Source organism: Bartonella sp. OC68QHHN (assembly GCF_042193875.1).
Classification (GTDB): domain Bacteria; phylum Pseudomonadota; class Alphaproteobacteria; order Rhizobiales; family Rhizobiaceae; genus Bartonella; species Bartonella grahamii_A.
In genome coordinates, this window is the sequence record NZ_JBHIME010000023.1 from 416,717 (window position 1) to 436,300 (window position 19,584).

At 36.8% G+C, this 19,584-nt stretch carries 11 protein-coding genes; 9 read left to right on the forward strand and 2 right to left on the reverse strand.

The genetic code is table 11. The features are described 5' to 3' along the window. Nucleotide 1 precedes the first annotated feature (1 nt). The 9 genes from ubiB to tsaE all read left to right on the forward strand — a co-directional run bounded on the left by ubiB (nucleotide 2) and on the right by tsaE (nucleotide 14,863). Complete coding sequence (gene ubiB / locus ACFIJ0_RS04395; RefSeq protein WP_375624788.1) at nucleotides 2-1,588, forward strand: 2-polyprenylphenol 6-hydroxylase; 1,587 nt, start codon at nucleotides 2-4, stop codon at nucleotides 1,586-1,588. 68 nt (nucleotides 1,589-1,656) lie between these two features. After that, nucleotides 1,657-3,054, forward strand: a complete 1,398-nt coding sequence (gene coaBC, locus ACFIJ0_RS04400) for a bifunctional phosphopantothenoylcysteine decarboxylase/phosphopantothenate--cysteine ligase CoaBC (protein ID WP_375624789.1) — start codon at nucleotides 1,657-1,659, stop codon at nucleotides 3,052-3,054. Nucleotides 3,055-4,961: 1,907 nt separating this feature from the next. Further along, nucleotides 4,962-5,681 (forward strand): sulfate transporter family protein, encoded by a 720-nt coding sequence (locus ACFIJ0_RS04405; protein ID WP_375624790.1) that lies wholly within the window; start codon nucleotides 4,962-4,964, stop codon nucleotides 5,679-5,681. Between the two features lie 899 nt (nucleotides 5,682-6,580). Next, nucleotides 6,581-7,501, forward strand: coding sequence for an acetyl-CoA carboxylase, carboxyltransferase subunit beta (gene accD / locus ACFIJ0_RS04410; RefSeq protein WP_375644246.1), 921 nt, complete (start codon nucleotides 6,581-6,583; stop codon nucleotides 7,499-7,501). A gap of 4 nt (nucleotides 7,502-7,505) precedes the next feature. Next, nucleotides 7,506-8,825 carry a bifunctional folylpolyglutamate synthase/dihydrofolate synthase gene (locus ACFIJ0_RS04415; protein WP_375624792.1) on the forward strand — a complete coding sequence of 440 codons (1,320 nt, stop codon included), beginning with the start codon at nucleotides 7,506-7,508 and terminating at the stop codon, nucleotides 8,823-8,825. Between the two features lie 43 nt (nucleotides 8,826-8,868). Further along, nucleotides 8,869-9,867 carry a complex I NDUFA9 subunit family protein gene (locus tag ACFIJ0_RS04420; protein ID WP_375624793.1) on the forward strand — a complete coding sequence of 333 codons (999 nt, stop codon included), beginning with the start codon at nucleotides 8,869-8,871 and terminating at the stop codon, nucleotides 9,865-9,867. Between the two features lie 578 nt (nucleotides 9,868-10,445). Continuing rightward, nucleotides 10,446-11,843, forward strand: coding sequence for an adenosylhomocysteinase (ahcY, locus tag ACFIJ0_RS04425; RefSeq protein WP_375644247.1), 1,398 nt, complete (start codon nucleotides 10,446-10,448; stop codon nucleotides 11,841-11,843). Nucleotides 11,844-11,876: 33 nt separating this feature from the next. Then, nucleotides 11,877-14,342: an ATP-binding protein gene (locus tag ACFIJ0_RS04430; protein WP_375644248.1), complete on the forward strand. Its 2,466-nt coding sequence runs from the start codon at nucleotides 11,877-11,879 to the stop codon at nucleotides 14,340-14,342. Nucleotides 14,343-14,392: 50 nt separating this feature from the next. Beyond that, on the forward strand, nucleotides 14,393-14,863 hold the full coding sequence (gene tsaE / locus ACFIJ0_RS04435; protein WP_375624796.1) for a tRNA (adenosine(37)-N6)-threonylcarbamoyltransferase complex ATPase subunit type 1 TsaE: 471 nt from the start codon (nucleotides 14,393-14,395) through the stop codon (nucleotides 14,861-14,863). Nucleotides 14,864-15,606: 743 nt separating this feature from the next. On the opposite strand, the gene trxA is transcribed toward tsaE, so the two are convergent. Both trxA and addA read right to left on the reverse strand, forming a co-directional pair. Further along, nucleotides 15,607-15,930 carry a thioredoxin gene (gene trxA / locus ACFIJ0_RS04440; RefSeq protein ID WP_012754458.1) on the reverse strand — a complete coding sequence of 108 codons (324 nt, stop codon included), beginning with the start codon at nucleotides 15,928-15,930 and terminating at the stop codon, nucleotides 15,607-15,609. 175 nt (nucleotides 15,931-16,105) lie between these two features. Beyond that, on the reverse strand, nucleotides 16,106-19,582 hold the full coding sequence (gene addA / locus ACFIJ0_RS04445; RefSeq protein WP_375624797.1) for a double-strand break repair helicase AddA: 3,477 nt from the start codon (nucleotides 19,580-19,582) through the stop codon (nucleotides 16,106-16,108). Nucleotides 19,583-19,584: the final 2 nt, after the last annotated feature.

The window sequence follows — 19,584 nt, forward strand, 5'->3', positions numbered from 1 at the left end:
AATGGTGCAAATTTCCCCTTACTTTCAATTGATGCGTGCAGGATGGGTTTTAACACGTGAAGGTGTTTTAAGTGCTCTTCCTCATGGTGATCTTCAAGGATTTCCAGCGCTATGTTATCGTATAGCGGGTGCATTAGCACGACGCAAAACGAAAAAAAAACAGCGATCTGAAAATATTTCGTATGCCATTAATAAGCTTGGACCATCTTACATAAAACTTGGTCAATTTCTTGCCACAAGACCTGATATTGTTGGGCGTGATATTGCGGAAGATTTGTCACAACTACAAGATCGTGTCCAAACATTTTCTTGCACTGCCGCTATTGCTCAAATTGAAAGTTCTCTTGGTCGCTCTATTGATGATTTATTCGTAAATTTTTATCCCCCCATTGCCGCCGCTTCTATTGCTCAAGTTCATCCAGCTGAATACAGTGATGAAACTGGTCATAAGAAAAAATGTGCTGTAAAAGTTATTCGTCCTAATATCAGAGCACGTTTTTCTAAAGATCTTAGAGGATTCTATCTCATTGCTCACTTACAAGAGCGCTATATCCCTACCTCTCGAAGGCTTCGTCCTGTTCGTGTGGTGGATACTTTAGCACAAACAACACGCATTGAAATGGATTTACGTTTAGAAGCAGCAGCTATATCTGAAATGGCTGAAAATATTCAACATGATACAGGCTTTCGGGTTCCACGTATTGACTGGGAACGGACAGGACGTAATGTTCTTACAATGGAATGGATTGATGGTATCAGAATATCCGAAATTTCCAAACTCAAAGAAGCAGGATTTGATTTGCAGGCGCTTGCCATTACGCTTATTCAATCTTTTCTTCGTCATACATTGCGTGATGGTTTTTTTCATGCCGATATGCATCCTGGTAATTTATTTGTAGATGCAAAAGGATGTATTGTTGCTGTTGATCTAGGCATTACAGGAAGGCTTGGCAAAAAAGAAAAGCATTTCCTTGCTGAAATTCTTTACGGCTTTATTACCCGCGATTACCATCGGGTTGCCCGCGCCCACTTCGAAGCAGGTTATGTTCCTTCACACCATAATATTGAAAGCTTTGCGCAAGCCAACCGCGCTATTGGCGAACCAATACACGGACAATCAGCACAAAGCATTTCCATGGCTAAATTGCTCACTTTATTGTTTGAAGTCACTGAATTATTTGACATGCAAACGCGACCTGAACTTTTATTGCTGCAAAAAACGATGGTTGTTGTGGAAGGTGTTGCCCGCACATTAGACCCCACTTTTAATATGTGGAAAGCTTCTGAACCTATTGTCAAAGAATGGATTAGTAAAAATTTAGGACCCGTAGGCGTTGCAAAAGACTTGAGTGAAGGAGCGCAAGCTCTCCTTTCGCTGGCACGCAAAACACCACAATTGGTTCAAAATTTCCAACGGATAGAAGAAGATTTCAATCAAATGAAAAAAACAGGTTTTAATCTTTCTCCTGCCACCCTCAAACAACTTGCTGTCGAACAAAGTCGTAGAAACCGTTATGGTCGTTATAGCCTTTTTATTATTGCGCTTTGTTGCGTTTGTCTCACTTTTTACTTTTTTCATCTTTTCTAATCTCCTTAATATGCTAAAAATATCAATAGTGAAATCATTGCAATCATTTTATTTCTTGGAGGTATTTTATGGCCAGTATTACTATTCGTAACCTGTCTCCTGAAACCAAAGAAGCTTTGCGCATACGAGCTGCGCAAAATGGTATTTCTATGGAAGAAGAAGTCCGACGGCTTTTAAGCAATCCCACGCCTCTCACCACACAACTCTCTCATACTAGTGCTGTTGAATTGCAATCATTGAAATCAAAATCACTCCTTCTTATTATTGGTGGAAGTATTGCATCCTATAAAGCACTTGATTTGATTCGCCGTTTACAAGAACGTGGAGCACACTTAAAAGTTGTGATGACAAAAACAGCACAAAAATTTATTACGCCTTTAGCCGCAGAAGCTTTAAGCGGTGGTACTGTATATACTGATTTATTTTCACGCGAAGAAGAACACGATATTGGACATATCCGATTAGCACGTAATGCTGACCTTATTATTTTAGCCCCTGCTACAGCCAATCGCATTGCAAAAATAGCCAATGGCATAGGAGATGATCTAGCCGATTGCATCCTTTTAGCGGCACGCTGTCCACTCTTAATTGCACCCGCTATGAATCCGATCATGTGGGCGCATCCATCCACTATTCGCAACGTTGCACAACTACGTGCAGATGGCGTTCACATCATTGGACCAGAAATCGGAAATATGGCTGAACGTGACGAGATAGGATATGGGCGCATGAGCGAACCTTTAACCATTGTCGCTACCATAGAGACTCTTTTGGATGTGCATGAAAAACCTCTCTCTGACCGCCATTTTATCGTTACCTCTGGCCCTACCCATGAACCAATTGATCCAGTGCGTTATCTTGCTAATCGGTCTTCAGGTAAACAAGGTCATGCCATCGCAACCGCTCTTGCGCATTTAGGTGCAAAAGTAACACTTATTTGTGGACCTGTTAATCTTGCAGACCCACAAGAAGTAAAAACCATTCATGTTGAAACAGCACAACAGATGTTACAAGCCGTTCAAACCGCATTGCCTGCTGATGGTGCTATCTTTGTTGCCGCTGTTTGTGACTGGCGCAGTCAAACGCAGTCTTTACACAAAATTAAAAAGAATGCTCATAAAATACCACTATCCCTTAATATGGTCGAAAATCCTGACATTTTAACAACGATTGGACACGCTCCAAACCGCCCCTCATTGATCATTGGTTTTGCTGCTGAAACATGTGATATCATTGCCAATGCGCAAAAAAAATGTGTTGAAAAAGGAGCTGATTTCATTCTTGCTAATGATATTTCTCTTCAACCAGATGGCACAAGTGTCATGGGTTCTGATACAAATCAAGTTTATCTCGTGAGTAGGAAAAAAGTTGAACAATGGCCCCATATGAGTAAACAACACGTAGCGCAAAAATTAGCAAACATGATTGTATCATTTTTTGCCCCACAGACACCTACTCCTCATTGAGAAAAATATACCCCATTTCAAATAATAACTCTTCAAACGCGTTGATATTAGAACACCTTATAAAATAGAACTGACAATAGCTGTCTATCCATCTCGATTAGTATATAATATTTTGATTTATAATGATAATCTAGTGTTGTTTATATTAATTAGAATCCCGAATATCGTAAGATTCTCTCATTTCAAATCTTTCTCATGTCGAATCAATAAAAACCATTTTCTTGCACGTTGCAAACAAGGATAGCCGTATGAATACAAAACGTTTAAGAAAGAACTAAAAACGCTTATAATAAACCGTCTCAAGGACCAAGGGCTGTCGAGCAACACTGAGGATGATGGCACCAGCGTGCTCTTTTATTAAGCGTAAAGATAGTGATGACCTATAAGTTTTATATTATTCACGAGAGCTTTACCCTTATACCATTCACAGGCGCTGTTGCGAAATGGGTGTGACGAGCGTTGGGAAATGTTTCTTTACAAAATCGCATCTCATCCTAGCCTGCATAAAAAGTAAGATCTATTGCACCACTGTCTCCTCAGCTTATCAAAAAAAGCCATCTTTCACTTTGCCTACCATCAATTTTGAGAAAACTCTTACACTGGATAAAATTTATAAAAAGCATTTTCTTTCTTCAATGTTTTATCCCCATATTAGTCCTATTTATGATAGGCAAATAAATGATTTTGATTGTTTCATGATGAGAGCAGCTAATGAGAAGATATGACAAATTTATTTGAAGCTCTTATTCACTATGAAAAATAATTTATAAATCGATATATTATAACATCTCAATGCAATTTGAATCATATCTCACACTGACGCTCATAAAAAGTTTAGACAAAATTCATTGCCCCGCTGCCTATTAAGTTTATGAAACTGACACCTTTATTATTTCTCAGTGATTGGTCTTTAAGATCAAATGTATGTGCCCTCTCTTCAACATACCGAAACTACAAAGACTAGAATTTTATCGATGATATCCTTACATTGTGACGATTCATGAGAAGCATTTTTATTCCTTTATCGAAAGCTTTGTATCCGTACATTGGTCTCGCCTATAATATGCAAGTAAATAATTTTTTGATGTTGAATAGAGGCTTTGAAATTAAAGAATATTTCTATATTTTGGATTCTTATTCAAGTTGAAAATGATCAATTATCTTCATAAATTAATGGTGTTATTATCTAAAAACTATTTGATACAGTGCACCACTTGTATGAAAAGTGTTTCGGTGAATTCTTACTTCATTGCACTCATAGCTTTTAAAATTCAAAATCTCATCATTTTTAATCATCAGTTTTGTCTCCCACTCTTTGCTTCTTCTCAAGAAATTGCCTTTCCATGGGATATGGACGGTCAATCGCCTAAGCTTATTTTTTCCACTTCTATCATATTAATCATTCTGTTACCCAAATCAGAATATCTACAAGCTACTACGTTACTCTTATTCCATTGAACTCAATATTGTTTTGAATAAAAGCGAGAGGCAAGAGCATGCCGCCAAATAGTAAAAAAGTACAGAATATTACGAATCGTGAAAAAAAATTAAGCACGTAGATAAACGAAGTTAGACAACTCTACTGAATAAATAGAAGTAAACAACTTTTCTCACAAATAGTTTTTATTTCTTAATTTTTCGCATATGTCATATAAACGCAATAATCTACACTCTGTATAAAAATATTAAAAATTTCTTCTATAAAAGCTGCTTTTTAAATTTTTCTTGATTTTTAAAATTCAAAATTTCTATTTATTCAAACTTTATTTTAAACAAAGAAGCCTTAGCCGTTTTTTGTAATGTACCTGAAAAGAAATCTTGTAATTCAAAAAAAAGAAAAAATTACACCCTACATTCTTTAAATATATTTCTTGTTTTTTTTGCTTCTTTCCTTAGTTTATTAATCTATGATTTTTACTGCTGCCTATCGTGCTTTACAACGTCTTCTGACCTCGCAATATAGTATTATGATACTGAAAGCTTTGGGGGTTACTTTTTTCATTCTCGCCATTTTATGGTTATGTGTACACCAACTTTTTGTGTCTTACTTTTGGCCCTGGATTGCTCAGTTTCTTCCTGGACTCCCTAGTTGGGCGGGATGGATTGGTTTTAGCATGCTTATCATTTTTAATCTTGGTTTAGCTCTTTTGTTGGCTTTTTTGATTGCACCAATCGCAGCTATGATTGGTGGTTTTTTCATTGACTCTGTTGCTGAAATCATTGAAAAAGAGGATTATCCAAACGAGCCTATTGGACAAGCTTTGCCGTTTCGGCGTTCTCTTATCATTTCCTTTAAATTTGTTATTTTAAGCCTTCTTGGTAATGGAATTGCTTTTATTTTATTCTTCATACCAGGTATTAATTTAATTGCTTTTTATGTTATTAATGGTTATTTGCTTGGTCATGAATATTTCTTGTTTGCTGCTTATCGTTTTCGAACAGAGCAAGATGCGCATGTTTTTTTACATACTCATTACACAACGGTTTTTGGTGCAGGATTATTGATAGCGCTTTTTGTTTCGATTCCAATTCTTAATTTAGCAACACCGCTTTTTGCAGCCACCTTTATGACATATTTACACAAAATGCTTTCCCAAAAGACCATGGCACGCGTTACACAAAAATAATGTTCCTTGACTTTAAGGCTAATAAAACTTGCCAGCCAAAGAAAGCATAATATAAAATTTTATACTTTATCTTTTATTAAATCAATATATTGATTTATAATGATAATTTATCGTTTCACAACATGAGTAAAAAACCTAAATATCGTGAGGCTTTCTCATTTTAATCCTATTCATATTGGATCAATTGAAATCGTTTGTTAATATGTCACAAACGGAGGTGGTGTGTGGATAAAAGTACTTTCAAAAAGACGTGAAATATCTTTTATGAATCCTTTCAATGCAAACATTATCGTCACATTAAAAACTGGAAAAGAGTATGATGGTATCGATTTGTAACTTCTATTTCAGTAAAAATGGAAAGCATAATGTATTTTATACCATTCATGGAGAGTATATACTCTTCATGAGCACCGTCATAAGAGAGTTTTGGGGATTATTGAAAAATGTCTATGTAAAACAAGCACACGAATGAGTAATATAATAGTATTTTTGAGGGTATTCTATTTTAATTGTGAAGCGCGCGCTTTAAAGAAAATTTTTGTAAAAAATCTTGCTCTGATGTTAGCGTTCCGCTAATATAGCTTTATCATATTCATTATCTTTATGGATTATTTTAGCCTTGTTAACGCCTTATATTATAAGATTTCTTTTCTTCAAAACTTTTGATATGAATGATTAATTGGATATTCATTTTTATTAAAAAATTAAGGGGTTTGTTAACCATCGCAAGGAGTGAATTTTAATACCAAAGTAAAAATTTAAAAAACAAGCTATACGTACACTAATAAAAGTATTAAATAGACTCCTTTGTTCCACCGGTAAAGAAAATGTGACTGCTTAGATTCATATTCTTTCAAATTATGCGAAAGATGTGTAATATTTAAAGGAAGGTTATAAAGATGAACTGGATTACAAATTATGTTCGTCCTAAAATTAACTCTATATTGGGGCGCCGTGAAATTCCAGAAAATCTATGGATTAAAGATCCTACCAGTGGTGAAATGGTCTTCCATAAAGATCTGGAAGCTAATCAATTTGTAGCTCCCAATTCTGGCCATCATATGCGTATCAGTGCTAAAAATCGTCTCATGCATTTTTTTGATGATGGTGTTTATACAACTCTTGAAAATCCAAAAGTTGTAACAGATCCTTTAAAATTTCGTGACGAAAAACGCTATATTGACCGGTTAAAAGATTATCGTTCTAAACTTGGTGTTGATGACAATATTTTAAGTGCACGTGGTACAATTGAAGGCTTACCAATCATTGCAACCGTTCAAGATTTCGCCTTTATGGGTGGATCACTCGGTATGGCTTCAGGAGAAGCTATTATCAAAGCTTTTGATACTGCCATTGCCGAAAGGCGCCCACTAGTTCTTTTTTCTGCTTCTGGTGGCGCACGTATGCAAGAAGGAACACTCTCGTTGATGCAAATGCCTCGTACAACAGTAGCAATTGAAATGTTGAAAGAAGCAAAACTTCCCTATATTGTTGTGCTGACTAATCCAACCACCGGTGGTGTTACTGCTTCTTACGCCATGCTTGGTGATATTCACATTGCCGAACCTGGCGCTATGATTGGTTTTGCTGGTCCACGTGTGATTCAACAAACTATACGCGAAACCCTGCCAGAAGGTTTTCAAAGTAGTGAATATCTGCTCGAACATGGTATGATTGATATGGTTGTGTCACGTTTAGAAATGAAAACAACAATTGCGCGTCTTTTACGTTTGATGATGAAACGCCCTGCTGTTTTTAACCCTTCCGATCCATCCCCAACAGACTCTCAAAAATCGCTTTCTACAACAAAAGCAGCTTAAATTTATGCAACAAAGCCAAATACAAAGGGTGGTGGATGATTTACTAAAAAATTATCCGAAAAAATTTGATCTTTCTTTAGAGCGGATTGTTCACCTTTTAGAGCGTCTTGGTAATCCACATTTAAAACTTGCCCCTATAATTCACATCGCTGGAACAAATGGCAAAGGATCTGCCTCAGCAATTTGCCGTGCTCTTTTAGAAAGTGCAGGATACTGCGTTCATGTCTATAGCTCACCTCATCTCGTCAACTGGAATGAACGCTGCCGGTTAGGTCAAAAAGGAGGTGGTCAACTTGTTACAGAAAACCAATTGGCTGAGACAATCCGTGAAATTATAAAAGTAAATCGTCAAGAGCCGATTACTATTTTTGAAATTTTTACAGCTGCTGCTTTTATGCTGTTTAGTATACATCCAGCTGATGTTATCATTTTAGAAGTTGGGTTGGGAGGACGTTTTGATGCTACCAATGTCATTAACAAACCAGTTGTATCGCTTATTATGCCCATTGATTATGATCATGAGAACTTTCTTGGAAACACAATCGCTCAAATCGCTTGTCAAAAGGGGGGGATTATCAAACCAAACATTCCAGTGGTCATCGGGAAGCAAAATTATGAAGAAACTCTTTCTACTTTAATACCCCTTGCCGATAAAAATAAAGCACCTTATTCTCTATTTGATCAAGATTATCAAAGTTATAAAGAACATGGACGTATGATTTTTCAAAACAATCAAGGTCTCATGGATCTTCCCCTTCCTAACCTTATTGGAGACCACCAAGTTGCCAATGCTGGCGCGTCTCTTGAAGCAGTTGGGCAAGCGGGTTTTCAACTTTCAGAACAAACCATAAATAACGCTTTGAAAAATATTTATTGGCCCGCACGGATGCAACATCTTACCCAGGGACATTTGGTTGATCAACTGTCCCCTAATATTGATTTATGGTTAGATGGAGGTCACAATCCTGCTGCTGGAAAAGTTATTGCGGCAGAACTTACACAATGGAGAAAAAAAACAGATCGTCCCATTATTATGATTGCTGGCATGATCAATACCAAAGATGCTGTCGGTTATTTCCGCTCCTTAGCGAACCTAGTCGATAAAATATATACGATACCACTGATTAATAATAATGCAAGTATCTCTCCAATAAACTTAGCTGAATCAGCGCAAAAAGCAGGAATCTTTGCTACTCCACAAGCACATCTACAAAATGCTTTGCATAAGATTAGAGCGGAATATAAAGAGGCAATTGTCCTTATTGGTGGTTCCCTTTATCTTGCTGGCGATATTTTGCGTGACAATAAAACACCTCCGTGCTAGAAACTGATTATTTTAAAAGCTTTGAAAGATAGACTTTTTAATCATGCAACTTGATTGTGCACTTTATCAACATCCTAAACTTATTACTGTTTTTGGCGGATCTGGTTTTGTAGGACGACATGTCGTTGAAACTTTGACTAAGCGGGGATATCGTGTTCGTATCGCTGTTCGTTGTCCACAAAAAGCTTATTACATGCTCCAAATAGGAGAAGTAGGACAAACCCAAATGCTTAAAACGGATATCAAGCATCGTGCCTCTGTTGCACGCGCATTACTTGGAGCTGATGCGGCAGTGTTTTTGCCTGGTAGCTTAAAACAAGCAAGTCAATCGAATTTTAAAAACACACAAATTGATGGTGTTTACAATGTTGCTGAATTAACAGCAGAAACTGGTATTCCGCTAATCTATATGTCAACACTTGTGGCTAACGAGAATGCTTCATGTCTTTATGCACGTGTTAAGTTTATGGGTGAACAAATCATTCATAACAAGCATCCTCAAACAATTATTATCCGTCCATCCGTTATCTTTGGACCAGAGGATTGTTTCTTTAATACCTTAGCAGATTTGTCACGTTTTTTACCAATTATGCCTCTTTTTGGAGGTGGGCAAAACAAATTGCAACCCGTGTATGTTGGTGACGTTGCTGAGTTTATCGCGCGCGCTTTAGATGGACAGGTTGCTTGGGGAAAAAATTATGATCTTGGTGGTCCCCAGATTATCACCTTCCAAAATACTCTTGAAAATATACTCAAAATTATTCACCGTAAAAAAACAATCCTATCTATGCCCCTTTCTGCTGGTCTATTGATTGGAGGAATTTTGGGAACTATCGGTAAATTGCCTTTTGTACCAACACTCGTAACAGCTAATCAGATACGTTTTTTGCAAATGGATAACATTGTTTCTAAAGAAGCTATAGAGAATGGATATACTCTAGAAGGTGTTGGAATTACCCCCAGAGCTATGGCTGCATTCTTGCCAAGTTATCTCTGGCGATTTCGTCCACATGGTCAATTTTCCCAAAACTTACTCGTCTAGAATAAATTCTTCCAAAACTGAGTTAATTATTTGATTTGTAATTCATGGCTCGTTGTTAGCGATTTTAAAATCAGAGTGTTCAATATAGTGATGTTTTTGCATTTTAAATGCTCTATGTATCACAAAAAATATTTCTTCCTACATCTATAAGTATTTTGATAAAAATCCTTGAAAACAGGAGAAAAGCACTTCTTATAAACTGTCTTTATCCAAGAGCAGATACAAACTTTGGAATCTTAAAGAACCGATTCTGAATTACCTATTCATAAACATGATAATTTATGGCTTTGCGTTATATTATTTTGCTAAAAAGCTTAATAATGAGATTAAACTAAGGTAATACTTCCTTTTTCAACAACCGCATAAGTGAATAGAATACGAGTATACTATTTTCGATATTATCCCATAAAAAATCGATATAAAAACTGTGAAGCAATGCACCATTTTTATTATTTAAAAGGTATTCCCTCTGGAGATTTTAAAAGAGCTTTTTCACATAAAGAAGTTCTCTTCTTGTCTTGCATTTTTTTTTAATTTCTCCTACCGTCTTGGAAAAACTTATTTTAAAGGAATGAAGAATGGCAGCTCAAGATTTTGTTGTCAAAGATATTGCACTTGCCGCTTATGGTCGTAAAGAACTTGATATTGCTGAAACTGAAATGCCTGGTTTGATGGCTTGTCGCAAGGAGTTTTCCTCTAATCAACCTTTGCGCGGAGCGCGTATTTCTGGCTCATTGCATATGACAATTCAAACAGCTGTTTTAATTGAAACATTAAAAGCGATTGGCGCCGATATACGGTGGAGCTCTAGCAATATTTTTTCTACGCAAGACCATGCAGCAGCAGCTATCGCCGCAACTGGTATTCCTGTATTCGCCGTTAAGGGTGAAACATTGGAAGAATATTGGACTTATATAGATGCAATTTTCCAATGGCCAGATGGTAATCCTTCCAATCTTATTTTAGATGATGGAGCTGACGCCACAAACTATATTTTAATGGGAAGTCGTGCAGAACAAAATAAAGATATCCTATCGCATCCCAAAACAGAAGAAGAAGAAATTTTTTTCAAACAAATACAAAAGCGTATGGATGCAACGCCAGGATTTTTTACACGACAGCGCGCAGCAATTAAAGGTGTAAGCGAAGAAACCACAACAGGTGTAAACCGTCTTTATCAGTTACAAAAAGAAGGGCTTCTGCCTTTTCCTGCTATTAATGTCAATGATAGCGTCACTAAATCAAAGTTTGATAATAAATATGGATGTAAAGAATCATTGGTCGATGGTATTCGACGTGGAACAGACGTGATGATCGCTGGTAAAACTGCCATTGTCTGTGGTTATGGTGATGTAGGAAAAGGTTCAGCAGCATCTCTTTCTGGTGCTGGGGCTCGTATTAAAGTAACAGAAATTGATCCTATTTGCGCTCTTCAAGCAGCTATGGATGGCTATGAAGTTGTTAATTTGGATGATGCTGCTTCCAGTGCTGATATTATCATCACGACAACAGGCAATAAAGATGTTGTTCGTTTAGACCATATGCGACAAGTAAAGGATATGTGTATTCTTGGAAATATTGGTCATTTTGATAATGAAATCCAAGTCTCAGCCCTTAGAAATTTGCCATGGACAAATATTAAACCACAAGTTGATATGATCACCTTTCCTGATGGAAAACGTATCATTTTGCTCTCTGAAGGGCGTTTGTTAAACCTCGGGAATGCGACTGGACATCCTTCTTTTGTCATGTCAGCCTCATTTACTAATCAAGTTTTAGCGCAAATTGAACTTTTTACCCGTGCAGAACACTATAGAAATGAAGTCTCTGTTTTGCCTAAACATCTTGATGAAAAAGTTGCACGTTTACATCTTGATCGGTTAGGAATAAAATTAAGTGTTTTATCAGAAGAACAGGCCGCTTATATTGGAGTCACACCACAAGGACCTTATAAACCAAACCATTACCGTTACTAAACATTTCCTTGGGTTAAAAAAGGAAAAGATGTCGTGCTCAGCTTTGGTGACTATAACCCCAAAGAAAAAGCTCAAAAAATGATTCGAATCTATGCGTATATATTTTGTCTTTTTTTCTTTTTTTCTCCAACATGCGCTGTTGCTCAGTCATTGAAAGATTATTTACCATTTTTCTTCACTTTGCCAAATGGTCCATGGCTGCTTTTAGCGCTGTGTGGAGGAATTTCTTGTGCTTCACTTCTCACGTGCATGACTGTAATCATGCGTGCAAAAAAAACTGCACAGAAGCCTTTGACGATAATTCAGGCAAATTTTTCTGAAAAACTTAAATATTATGAATGGCTTCTAGAAGAAACAGAGCAATTCCTTCTTATTTGGGAAAATCCAACAACCTTACCCCGTGTCGTTGGTGCCCTTTCTGCATTGCAAAAAATAGTAATTGATCAGAAAGATTTTCAGCGTTTTGAGCTCTGGGTTGAAGAAAATTCTCTGCGAGAACTTGATTATGCATTGACTCAACTACGTTGTAAATGTCATCCTTTTGATCTTTCTATCACCACCACAAACAATGTACTGCTACAAGTTACAGGTGTCATCGCAGGAACAGTCGCTATTGCTCGTTTTCAAGATATCTCAAAACAACAGAGTGAAAATGCTCGTTTACAGAAAGATATCGCCCGCCTTCTTACTGAACTGAGAATGCAGCGTAATCTTCTTGATCTTATTCAAGAGCCCGTATGGATAAAAGATTGTGAAGGAAAAGTTTTTTTTATCAATCGCGCCTTTAGAGAAATGACAGACTTTCGTGAAGGCAGTGATGAAGTGGGGGATCTTTTCAATGAAAATACACAACGCAAAATAGATGAAACAGAAACAATTTTTCAAGAACATGTTCACACAGTTATTGATGGAGAACGACATCGTTTTCATCTCACACGTATTACAACAGACGAAGGAATGGCAGCTTTTGCGCGTGATGACAGCGCATATGAAAATCTTGCCCATGAATTAAGTTATGTTCTTCAAAGCCATTGTGAAACACTTGACCAAATTTCAACAGCTGTAGCCATTTTTGATACAAACCAAAAATTAAAATTCTGTAATCATGCTTTTAAAATTTTATGGCCGTTAGAGACTTCCTTTTTAGAAAGTGAACCAAGCCATACATTATTTCTTGAACGTCTACGTGAAAAGGGGCTCATTGCTGAACACCCCGATTGGCGCGCGTGGAAAGAAGAACTTTTTAAAGCCTATCGACAAACAGAATCGAACCAACAAATTTGGAATCTTCCAGATGGGCGTACTGTGCGTGTTATTTCTAGCCCTCATCCACAAGGAGGTGTTACTTGGCTTTACGAAAACCTTACAGAAAAAATTGATCTTGAACGCCGTTATAATACACTTATTAAAATACAAGGTGAAACACTTGATAAACTTTCCGAAGGCGTGGTCGTTTTTGGTACTGATGGACGCCTTCGTTTATCGAATCCTGCCCTATCGAAATTGTGGTCGCTTCCTTATAATTTACTGGTAGAAGGGACCCATATTACACAGTTACAAAGCCATTGTTCATCCTTAACCTTAGGACAAGAATGGGATCAATTTACCAAATTCATTACCGGTTTTGCTGAAAAACGTGAAACATATTCAGGTCGTATAGATCTTAAAAATGATATGATTATTGACTATACTCTGGTCCCTCTTCCCGATGGACAAACGATGCTTACTTTTGTGAATGTTACGGACACTGTTCATGTTGCGCGTGCTCTTCAAGAAAGAAATGAAGCATTAGAAAGTGCTGATCGTTTGCGTAATGAATTTGTCCAACATGTTTCCTATGAATTGCGTACACCCCTCACCAATATTATTGGATTTTCGGATATTTTACGTGATCAAATTTTTGGCTCTATCAATAAACGTCAACAAGAATATCTTGAGCATATTCATTCAGAATCAGGAACTCTTTTAAATATTGTGAACGATATTCTCGATCTTGCTACCCTTGATGCAGGCATTATGGAGTTGGACATAAAATCGGTTAATATTGCAGATGCTATGATACAAGCAGTAGCACGTATAGAAGATCGCCTTAATGGACGCCATATTACGCTTTTACAACAAATTTCTCCTTCCTTAAATTCTATTTCTGCTGACGAAAAACGCTTGCATCAAATTTTTGTGAATGTGCTGAGTAATGCTATTAACTTCGCAACAGAGGCGAGCACTATTGAATTTTGTGTAGATGAACAAGATGATAACATTGTCTTTAGCATTCACAATGAAGGCTCTGACATCCCAGAAGACGTCCTTGATCGTATTTTTAAACGTTTTTCTTCTCATTCACACCATGGTGGGCGTGCAGGAGCGGGTCTTGGCCTTTCCCTTGTGAAGAGTTTCGTTGAACTACACGGTGGACATGTTGAAATTCTTACCGGTTCTGGAAAAGGAACAACAGTTAAATGTTTTTTTCCACTTTCCAAAGGAGATAAGATTTTTTAATTTCAATCTTATTATAACAAAAATTTTTCATCCATTTCATGGAACTCTTAATGAATTTTAGTTTTTTTCTTGAAAATGAAGAAGCAACAAAGCTTTTTGCACAACATTTAACCCTTTCTTTAAAGCCCGGGGATCTTGTAACGCTGCAAGGAGATCTTGGAACTGGAAAATCAACTATTGCACGTACAATCATCCAAACACTTGCGAACGATAACACTATGGATGTTCCAAGCCCTACTTTTACTCTTGTACAAAGCTATCAACTTCCACAGTTTGAAATTATTCATGCTGATCTTTATCGCCTTTCTATGGCAGAAGAAATTGATGAATTAGGGCTTCATGAAGCTCGTGAGAAAAATATTTTACTTGTTGAATGGCCAGAAAGAAATACAGCTCTTTTAGAGCTCGCCACTTTTGCACTCACTTTATACTATAAAGAACATGGGCGTCATGTAACACTTAGATCAGCACAACATTCCATTGAACGTTTGCAACAGTCTTTTGCAATTCGTACATTTTAAAAAACATCGACATGAACATGAACACCATCATTTTTTAATTGATAATCCCTCAGTACGTACCTCTGAAATTTGAGATGATGAACAACATAAAGAAGTTCCTCATGATGCAATAACCATGAAGATGAGACGAAATACTGACTCTTTTATATAACAATGACATAAATTGCAAAGGACATCCGTTAATTTATAGGAATTTATCAATTTATTTTAGAGAATGTTTTTTGCCTTTCATATTTTTGTTAAAGGCTTCGAAAAAAGTCTTTTGATTCTAGAAAATAGTGTAAGAGAATTTTAAATTGAAGTGGTAACCCTTTAGAAGAGCATTATATAACCTGTAGTGAATTGCTTGCTTCTTTCTGCTTAAAAATTGTGAACTTCAGAGAAGTAATTTGCAAAGTTTTTGCTTAAAATCTCCTTATTGCTAGATTGATATACCTTTTTATGTGTTGAAAGCACTATCTATCTGAATAGTCTTATCCAAGAAGAAAATACCTTTATGAAATTATCATTCACCCAATATTTTTGACGCGCATATAAGGAAAGAATTGCCTATATTCTTCATACAGGGCAATTTTTTTATAAAAAATGGTCAATTGAATCATGCATAAAAGTACAAATTCTTAAATTTATTTAATATTTTGATTTTATTGTTTTTTCATTACAATATATTGCAAAAAAGAATGTTTTAAAAAAGTTAAAAGGAGAGACAAAACTTCTCTCCTTTATAGTAATTATATGTGGAATTAACTAAGCCCATCTTTTATCCATTCAGAAAGACGTCCTTTAGAGGTAGCGCCAACCATATTTGATGAAATATTTCCATTTTTAAACATTAATAAGGTAGGGATAGAACGTACTCCGTATTGGGTAGCCAGTTCCGGATTTTCATCAATATTTACCTTAGCAATTTTAACTTGATTTTGCATTTCCATTGAAATTTCATCCAAAATTGGAGCAATCATTTTGCAAGGGCCACACCATTCTGCCCAAAAATCCACCACAACAGGGGTGGAAGAGGTTAGAACTTCACTCTCGAAATTGTCCTTATCAACTTTTATACACGTCATTGATTTATCCTTTATATTCACTTTTTATAGATTGGTATGATAACAATTCATATCAAGTTATTGCAAAGATAAATTATTAAAGGACTTTTTTACACCAGAGATTGTGCATTGTGTTTGTTTGGGGGATTTTATGAAAGTAAGAAAGTGTAAAGATGCTTTGAAGGAAAGGAGTAACTTATAAGGCAACTTCACCAAGAAATGCTTCGAGTTTTTCTGGAGGAAGTTTAAAAACTTTGGCTTCTTTACTGTAGATAAGCAGAGCTTGGATATCTTTATCAGGATGAATAGCTTGCAACAATTTTCGGTAAAGAGCCATTTGCAACCAGTGATGGGAAGCAATAGCGGCTTCATTTTCTGGCGGAGTTCCTGTTTTAAAATCGGCAAATATAATGCTATTTTTCGTGATGTAGAGACGATCAATTTGACCAGAAATTGCTTGTTCTTTTCCACGAATTTTCACAATACCCATTAAGGAGACCTCAGCACGTGCATGCTCAGAGAAAAGGGGCTTGAGGTAAACATGATCTAATATTTTCCAAACATGGCGAAGAGCATCTTCTCTTTGGCTCTCATACCAATGAGAAGCTTTGATATTGAGATAGTTTCGAGCATAATCACGACGTTTTTGTAGGGGGTAATCGGGTAAATATTGTAACAATCGGTGAACGAGATTACCATATTCAATGGAAAAAGCTCTGTTAGTATTTGTTGCGCCTAAAACAGGGGAGGTGGTAAGCTGTTTTGGACTTGAGGACAGCTCTGTATCAGCTTCAATGAAAAGGCTCGCGACTGAGGGTTTTAACGGTTTTGGTAGCACTGGTTCCTCTGGTACTTTATGGGAGAAAAAAGCAGGCAAAGGTGGTAAGGTTTGGCATTCAGCGCAAGGTACTTTTGGGTTTATAGAAGCAGAAGAAGGAGGTGTAATGCAAAAACGCCAAGCTGCAATATCTTCCGCAGAATCTTTTATAGCAAGAGCATGCGGTTCGAGGGCTTTTTTTACTAGTTGTAACCATGTATGAGATGGCGTTTTCTGGCCTTTATATCCACAAATAAACAAGCGATCTTCAGCGCGTGTCATTCCTACATAAAGAAGGCGCCTATATTCTTCTTCTGCACGCTCTTTTAAATATGAAATTGCTTGTTTAGAGAGTTTTGTATCAAACTTTTCATTTGGGCGCCAAATAAAGGCTTGTTTTCCATTCCATTGTGCGTTATCTGGAGTGATTTTAAGCAAGTGAGGTGCATGCTGAGGATGCCAAATCGCACTACCAGGATCAACTAAAAACACAACAGCAGCCTCTAGTCCTTTTGCAGCATGAACAGTCATGATGCGAATTTCTTCATTATTTTGTTCAAATTCACGTTTAATTTCTGGTTCGCTTGCACTTAATGTTTCTAAAAAAGCTTGTAATCCTGGTAATCCTGTTTTTTGAATAGTGAGCGTATAATCCATAAAAGCATCGAGCACATCATTTGCTTCAGATCCTAAGCGAGACAGAATTTTTTGTCTTCCCTTATCATTATTCAAAATATGGCTATAAAACTCGAAAACCGGTATTTTATCCACTAAAGCGCGATAATGGTTTAGCTTTTCAAAAGCATCTTTAAAAGATATCTGCGATGATGCGTGCGTACATAAGCTTTGCCAAAGAGAGCCGGTGCGGTGTGCGGCAAGCTGATAGAGTTCCTCTTCACTAAAAGCAAAAAGGGGACTTTTTAAAACGCAAGCAAGAGAAAGATCATCTTGTGGCTGCAAAACAAAACGCGCAAGCGCCATTAAATCACGGATACTAATATGTTTGGTAAGCTGTAAACGATCAGCCCCTGCTACGGGAATATTGCGGTGTTTAAAAGCACGGGAAAGAGCTGAGACAAATTGATCACGTTTACGAACCAATATCATAATATCACTTGCACGTATTAAGCGTCCTTTTGCTGGAAGCATTTCACCTTTTTGTAACCAGTTGGCAATAGTTTCAGCAATTTTTTCTGCTAAACGAACTTCAGGAGTATCTAAATGATCAACGCTTAAATGCCAATCATGAGGAAATTCACTCGTTTCTTGAGAAATTGTATCCCATATAACAACTTCACCGGGACTATGAACACGAATAGCTTCATGCACCGTTTTTGTATTTTCTGTCGAAAGTCCTTTATAGTTTTCTGGTGTTTCAAAAACAATATCAACGCTTTTAAGAACATCCGCTGTAGAGCGAAAAGAGTAATGCAATTGTACTTTTTCAAATTGCTGATTTATTTGCTGCACTTTTTTTTGAATGATTCGTCCATTTTCAGCAAAATTTTCTGGAGCTGCACCTTGAAAAGAATAAATAGATTGCTTTTCATCTCCAACAGCAAAAAGAGTCCGTATATTTGTTCGTTGGCTATAACCTGAGAAAAACTCTTGTGCCAACAGTTGAATAATTTTCCATTGCTCAGGGTTAGTATCTTGTGCTTCATCAAGTAGAATGTGATCAAGCCCACGATCTAGTTTATAATGCACCCATTGGCTTGCACCTTTACGCTGTAACAAATAAAGTGTACGCTCAATAAGATCGTCAAAGTCTAAGAAGCCATTTGCCTTTTTTAGATTCGTATAGATTTTGAGATAAACGGCACATAACTGAAAAGCAGCCATATTGAGAGTAGCAACTTTTGCGCATTGATATTTCTCTAAAAGAATAGAAAGCTTGTTTTGTTTATCTTTAAGCATTTGCTGAATAAAAGGCCAAATTTGGTCTGATTTTTTACGAGATAAATGTGAAAAATTACGCGGCTCACCTTTTATTGTAAAATAAATATCAGAAATAATATTGAGAATATCTGTCTCATCACGCAGCTTTTCTAATTGGGAAAGTTTTTCCACCATATCCTTGCAGCTTTGACTGCCATTGATTTCACAATGCGTAAGAGCATAAAGAGGAAGGCGCGCTGTCTGTTTAATTTGTTCCAATAGACATTGGTTTGTTTCATCGGGCGCTAAGTTAAAAAGTGCACGCAATTTTTCTTCTCCATTTTCAGATAGAAGAGAAGATAAAAAATCAGATAATTTATGTTGCTTTTCCGTTGCTTCATAAAGCAATTGGTTAAAAGTATGTTCACTAATAACTGTAAATAACTGTTGCAAAGCAGGCTGTACATCACGACGGGCTAAAAGTTGGCGACGGGATTCTTGTAGTAATTTTTTTCGACTGATATCATCGGGAAGTTCAAAATGCCCTGCAATATTGGCTTCTAACATAAATTGATGCAAGAGAGATTCACAAAAAGCATGAATCGTTTGGATTTTTAAGCCACCAGGCGTTTCGAGGGCACGCGCGAAGAGTTGTCGTGCATAAGTTAGTTTGTGCGCATTAACAGGTTTTTTTTCAAACCGTGTTAAGGTTTCTTTCAGCTGTGCATCATCGAGTTCATTCCAACTGGAAAGCGTGCGAAAAATTCGTGATTGCATAACAGCAGCAGCAGCTCTAGTATAAGTAAGGCATAAAATACGTGCTGGAGGCGTACCGTTTAAAAGCAAACGGATAACACGTTCACTTAAAACGTGGGTTTTTCCAGATCCAGCATTTGCAGAAACCCACACGTTTTTTTGAGGATGTGTTGCCGTTGCTTGTGCATCAAGAGCGGCTTCAGGAATAGAAAAAAACGTCATGA

What these genes read in the sequence shown, in the direction of transcription:
- ubiB (WP_375624788.1), top strand. Translation starts at nt 2, where the DNA reads ATGGTGCAAATTTCCCCTTACTTTCAATTGATGCGTGCAGGATGGGTT.
- coaBC (WP_375624789.1), top strand. Translation starts at nt 1,657, where the DNA reads ATGGCCAGTATTACTATTCGTAACCTGTCTCCTGAAACCAAAGAAGCT.
- ACFIJ0_RS04405 (WP_375624790.1), top strand. Translation starts at nt 4,962, where the DNA reads ATGATTTTTACTGCTGCCTATCGTGCTTTACAACGTCTTCTGACCTCG.
- accD (WP_375644246.1), top strand. Translation starts at nt 6,581, where the DNA reads ATGAACTGGATTACAAATTATGTTCGTCCTAAAATTAACTCTATATTG.
- ACFIJ0_RS04415 (WP_375624792.1), top strand. Translation starts at nt 7,506, where the DNA reads ATGCAACAAAGCCAAATACAAAGGGTGGTGGATGATTTACTAAAAAAT.
- ACFIJ0_RS04420 (WP_375624793.1), top strand. Translation starts at nt 8,869, where the DNA reads ATGCAACTTGATTGTGCACTTTATCAACATCCTAAACTTATTACTGTT.
- ahcY (WP_375644247.1), top strand. Translation starts at nt 10,446, where the DNA reads ATGGCAGCTCAAGATTTTGTTGTCAAAGATATTGCACTTGCCGCTTAT.
- tsaE (WP_375624796.1), top strand. Translation starts at nt 14,393, where the DNA reads ATGAATTTTAGTTTTTTTCTTGAAAATGAAGAAGCAACAAAGCTTTTT.
- trxA (WP_012754458.1), bottom strand. Translation starts at nt 15,930, where the DNA reads ATGACGTGTATAAAAGTTGATAAGGACAATTTCGAGAGTGAAGTTCTA.
- addA (WP_375624797.1), bottom strand. Translation starts at nt 19,582, where the DNA reads ATGACGTTTTTTTCTATTCCTGAAGCCGCTCTTGATGCACAAGCAACG.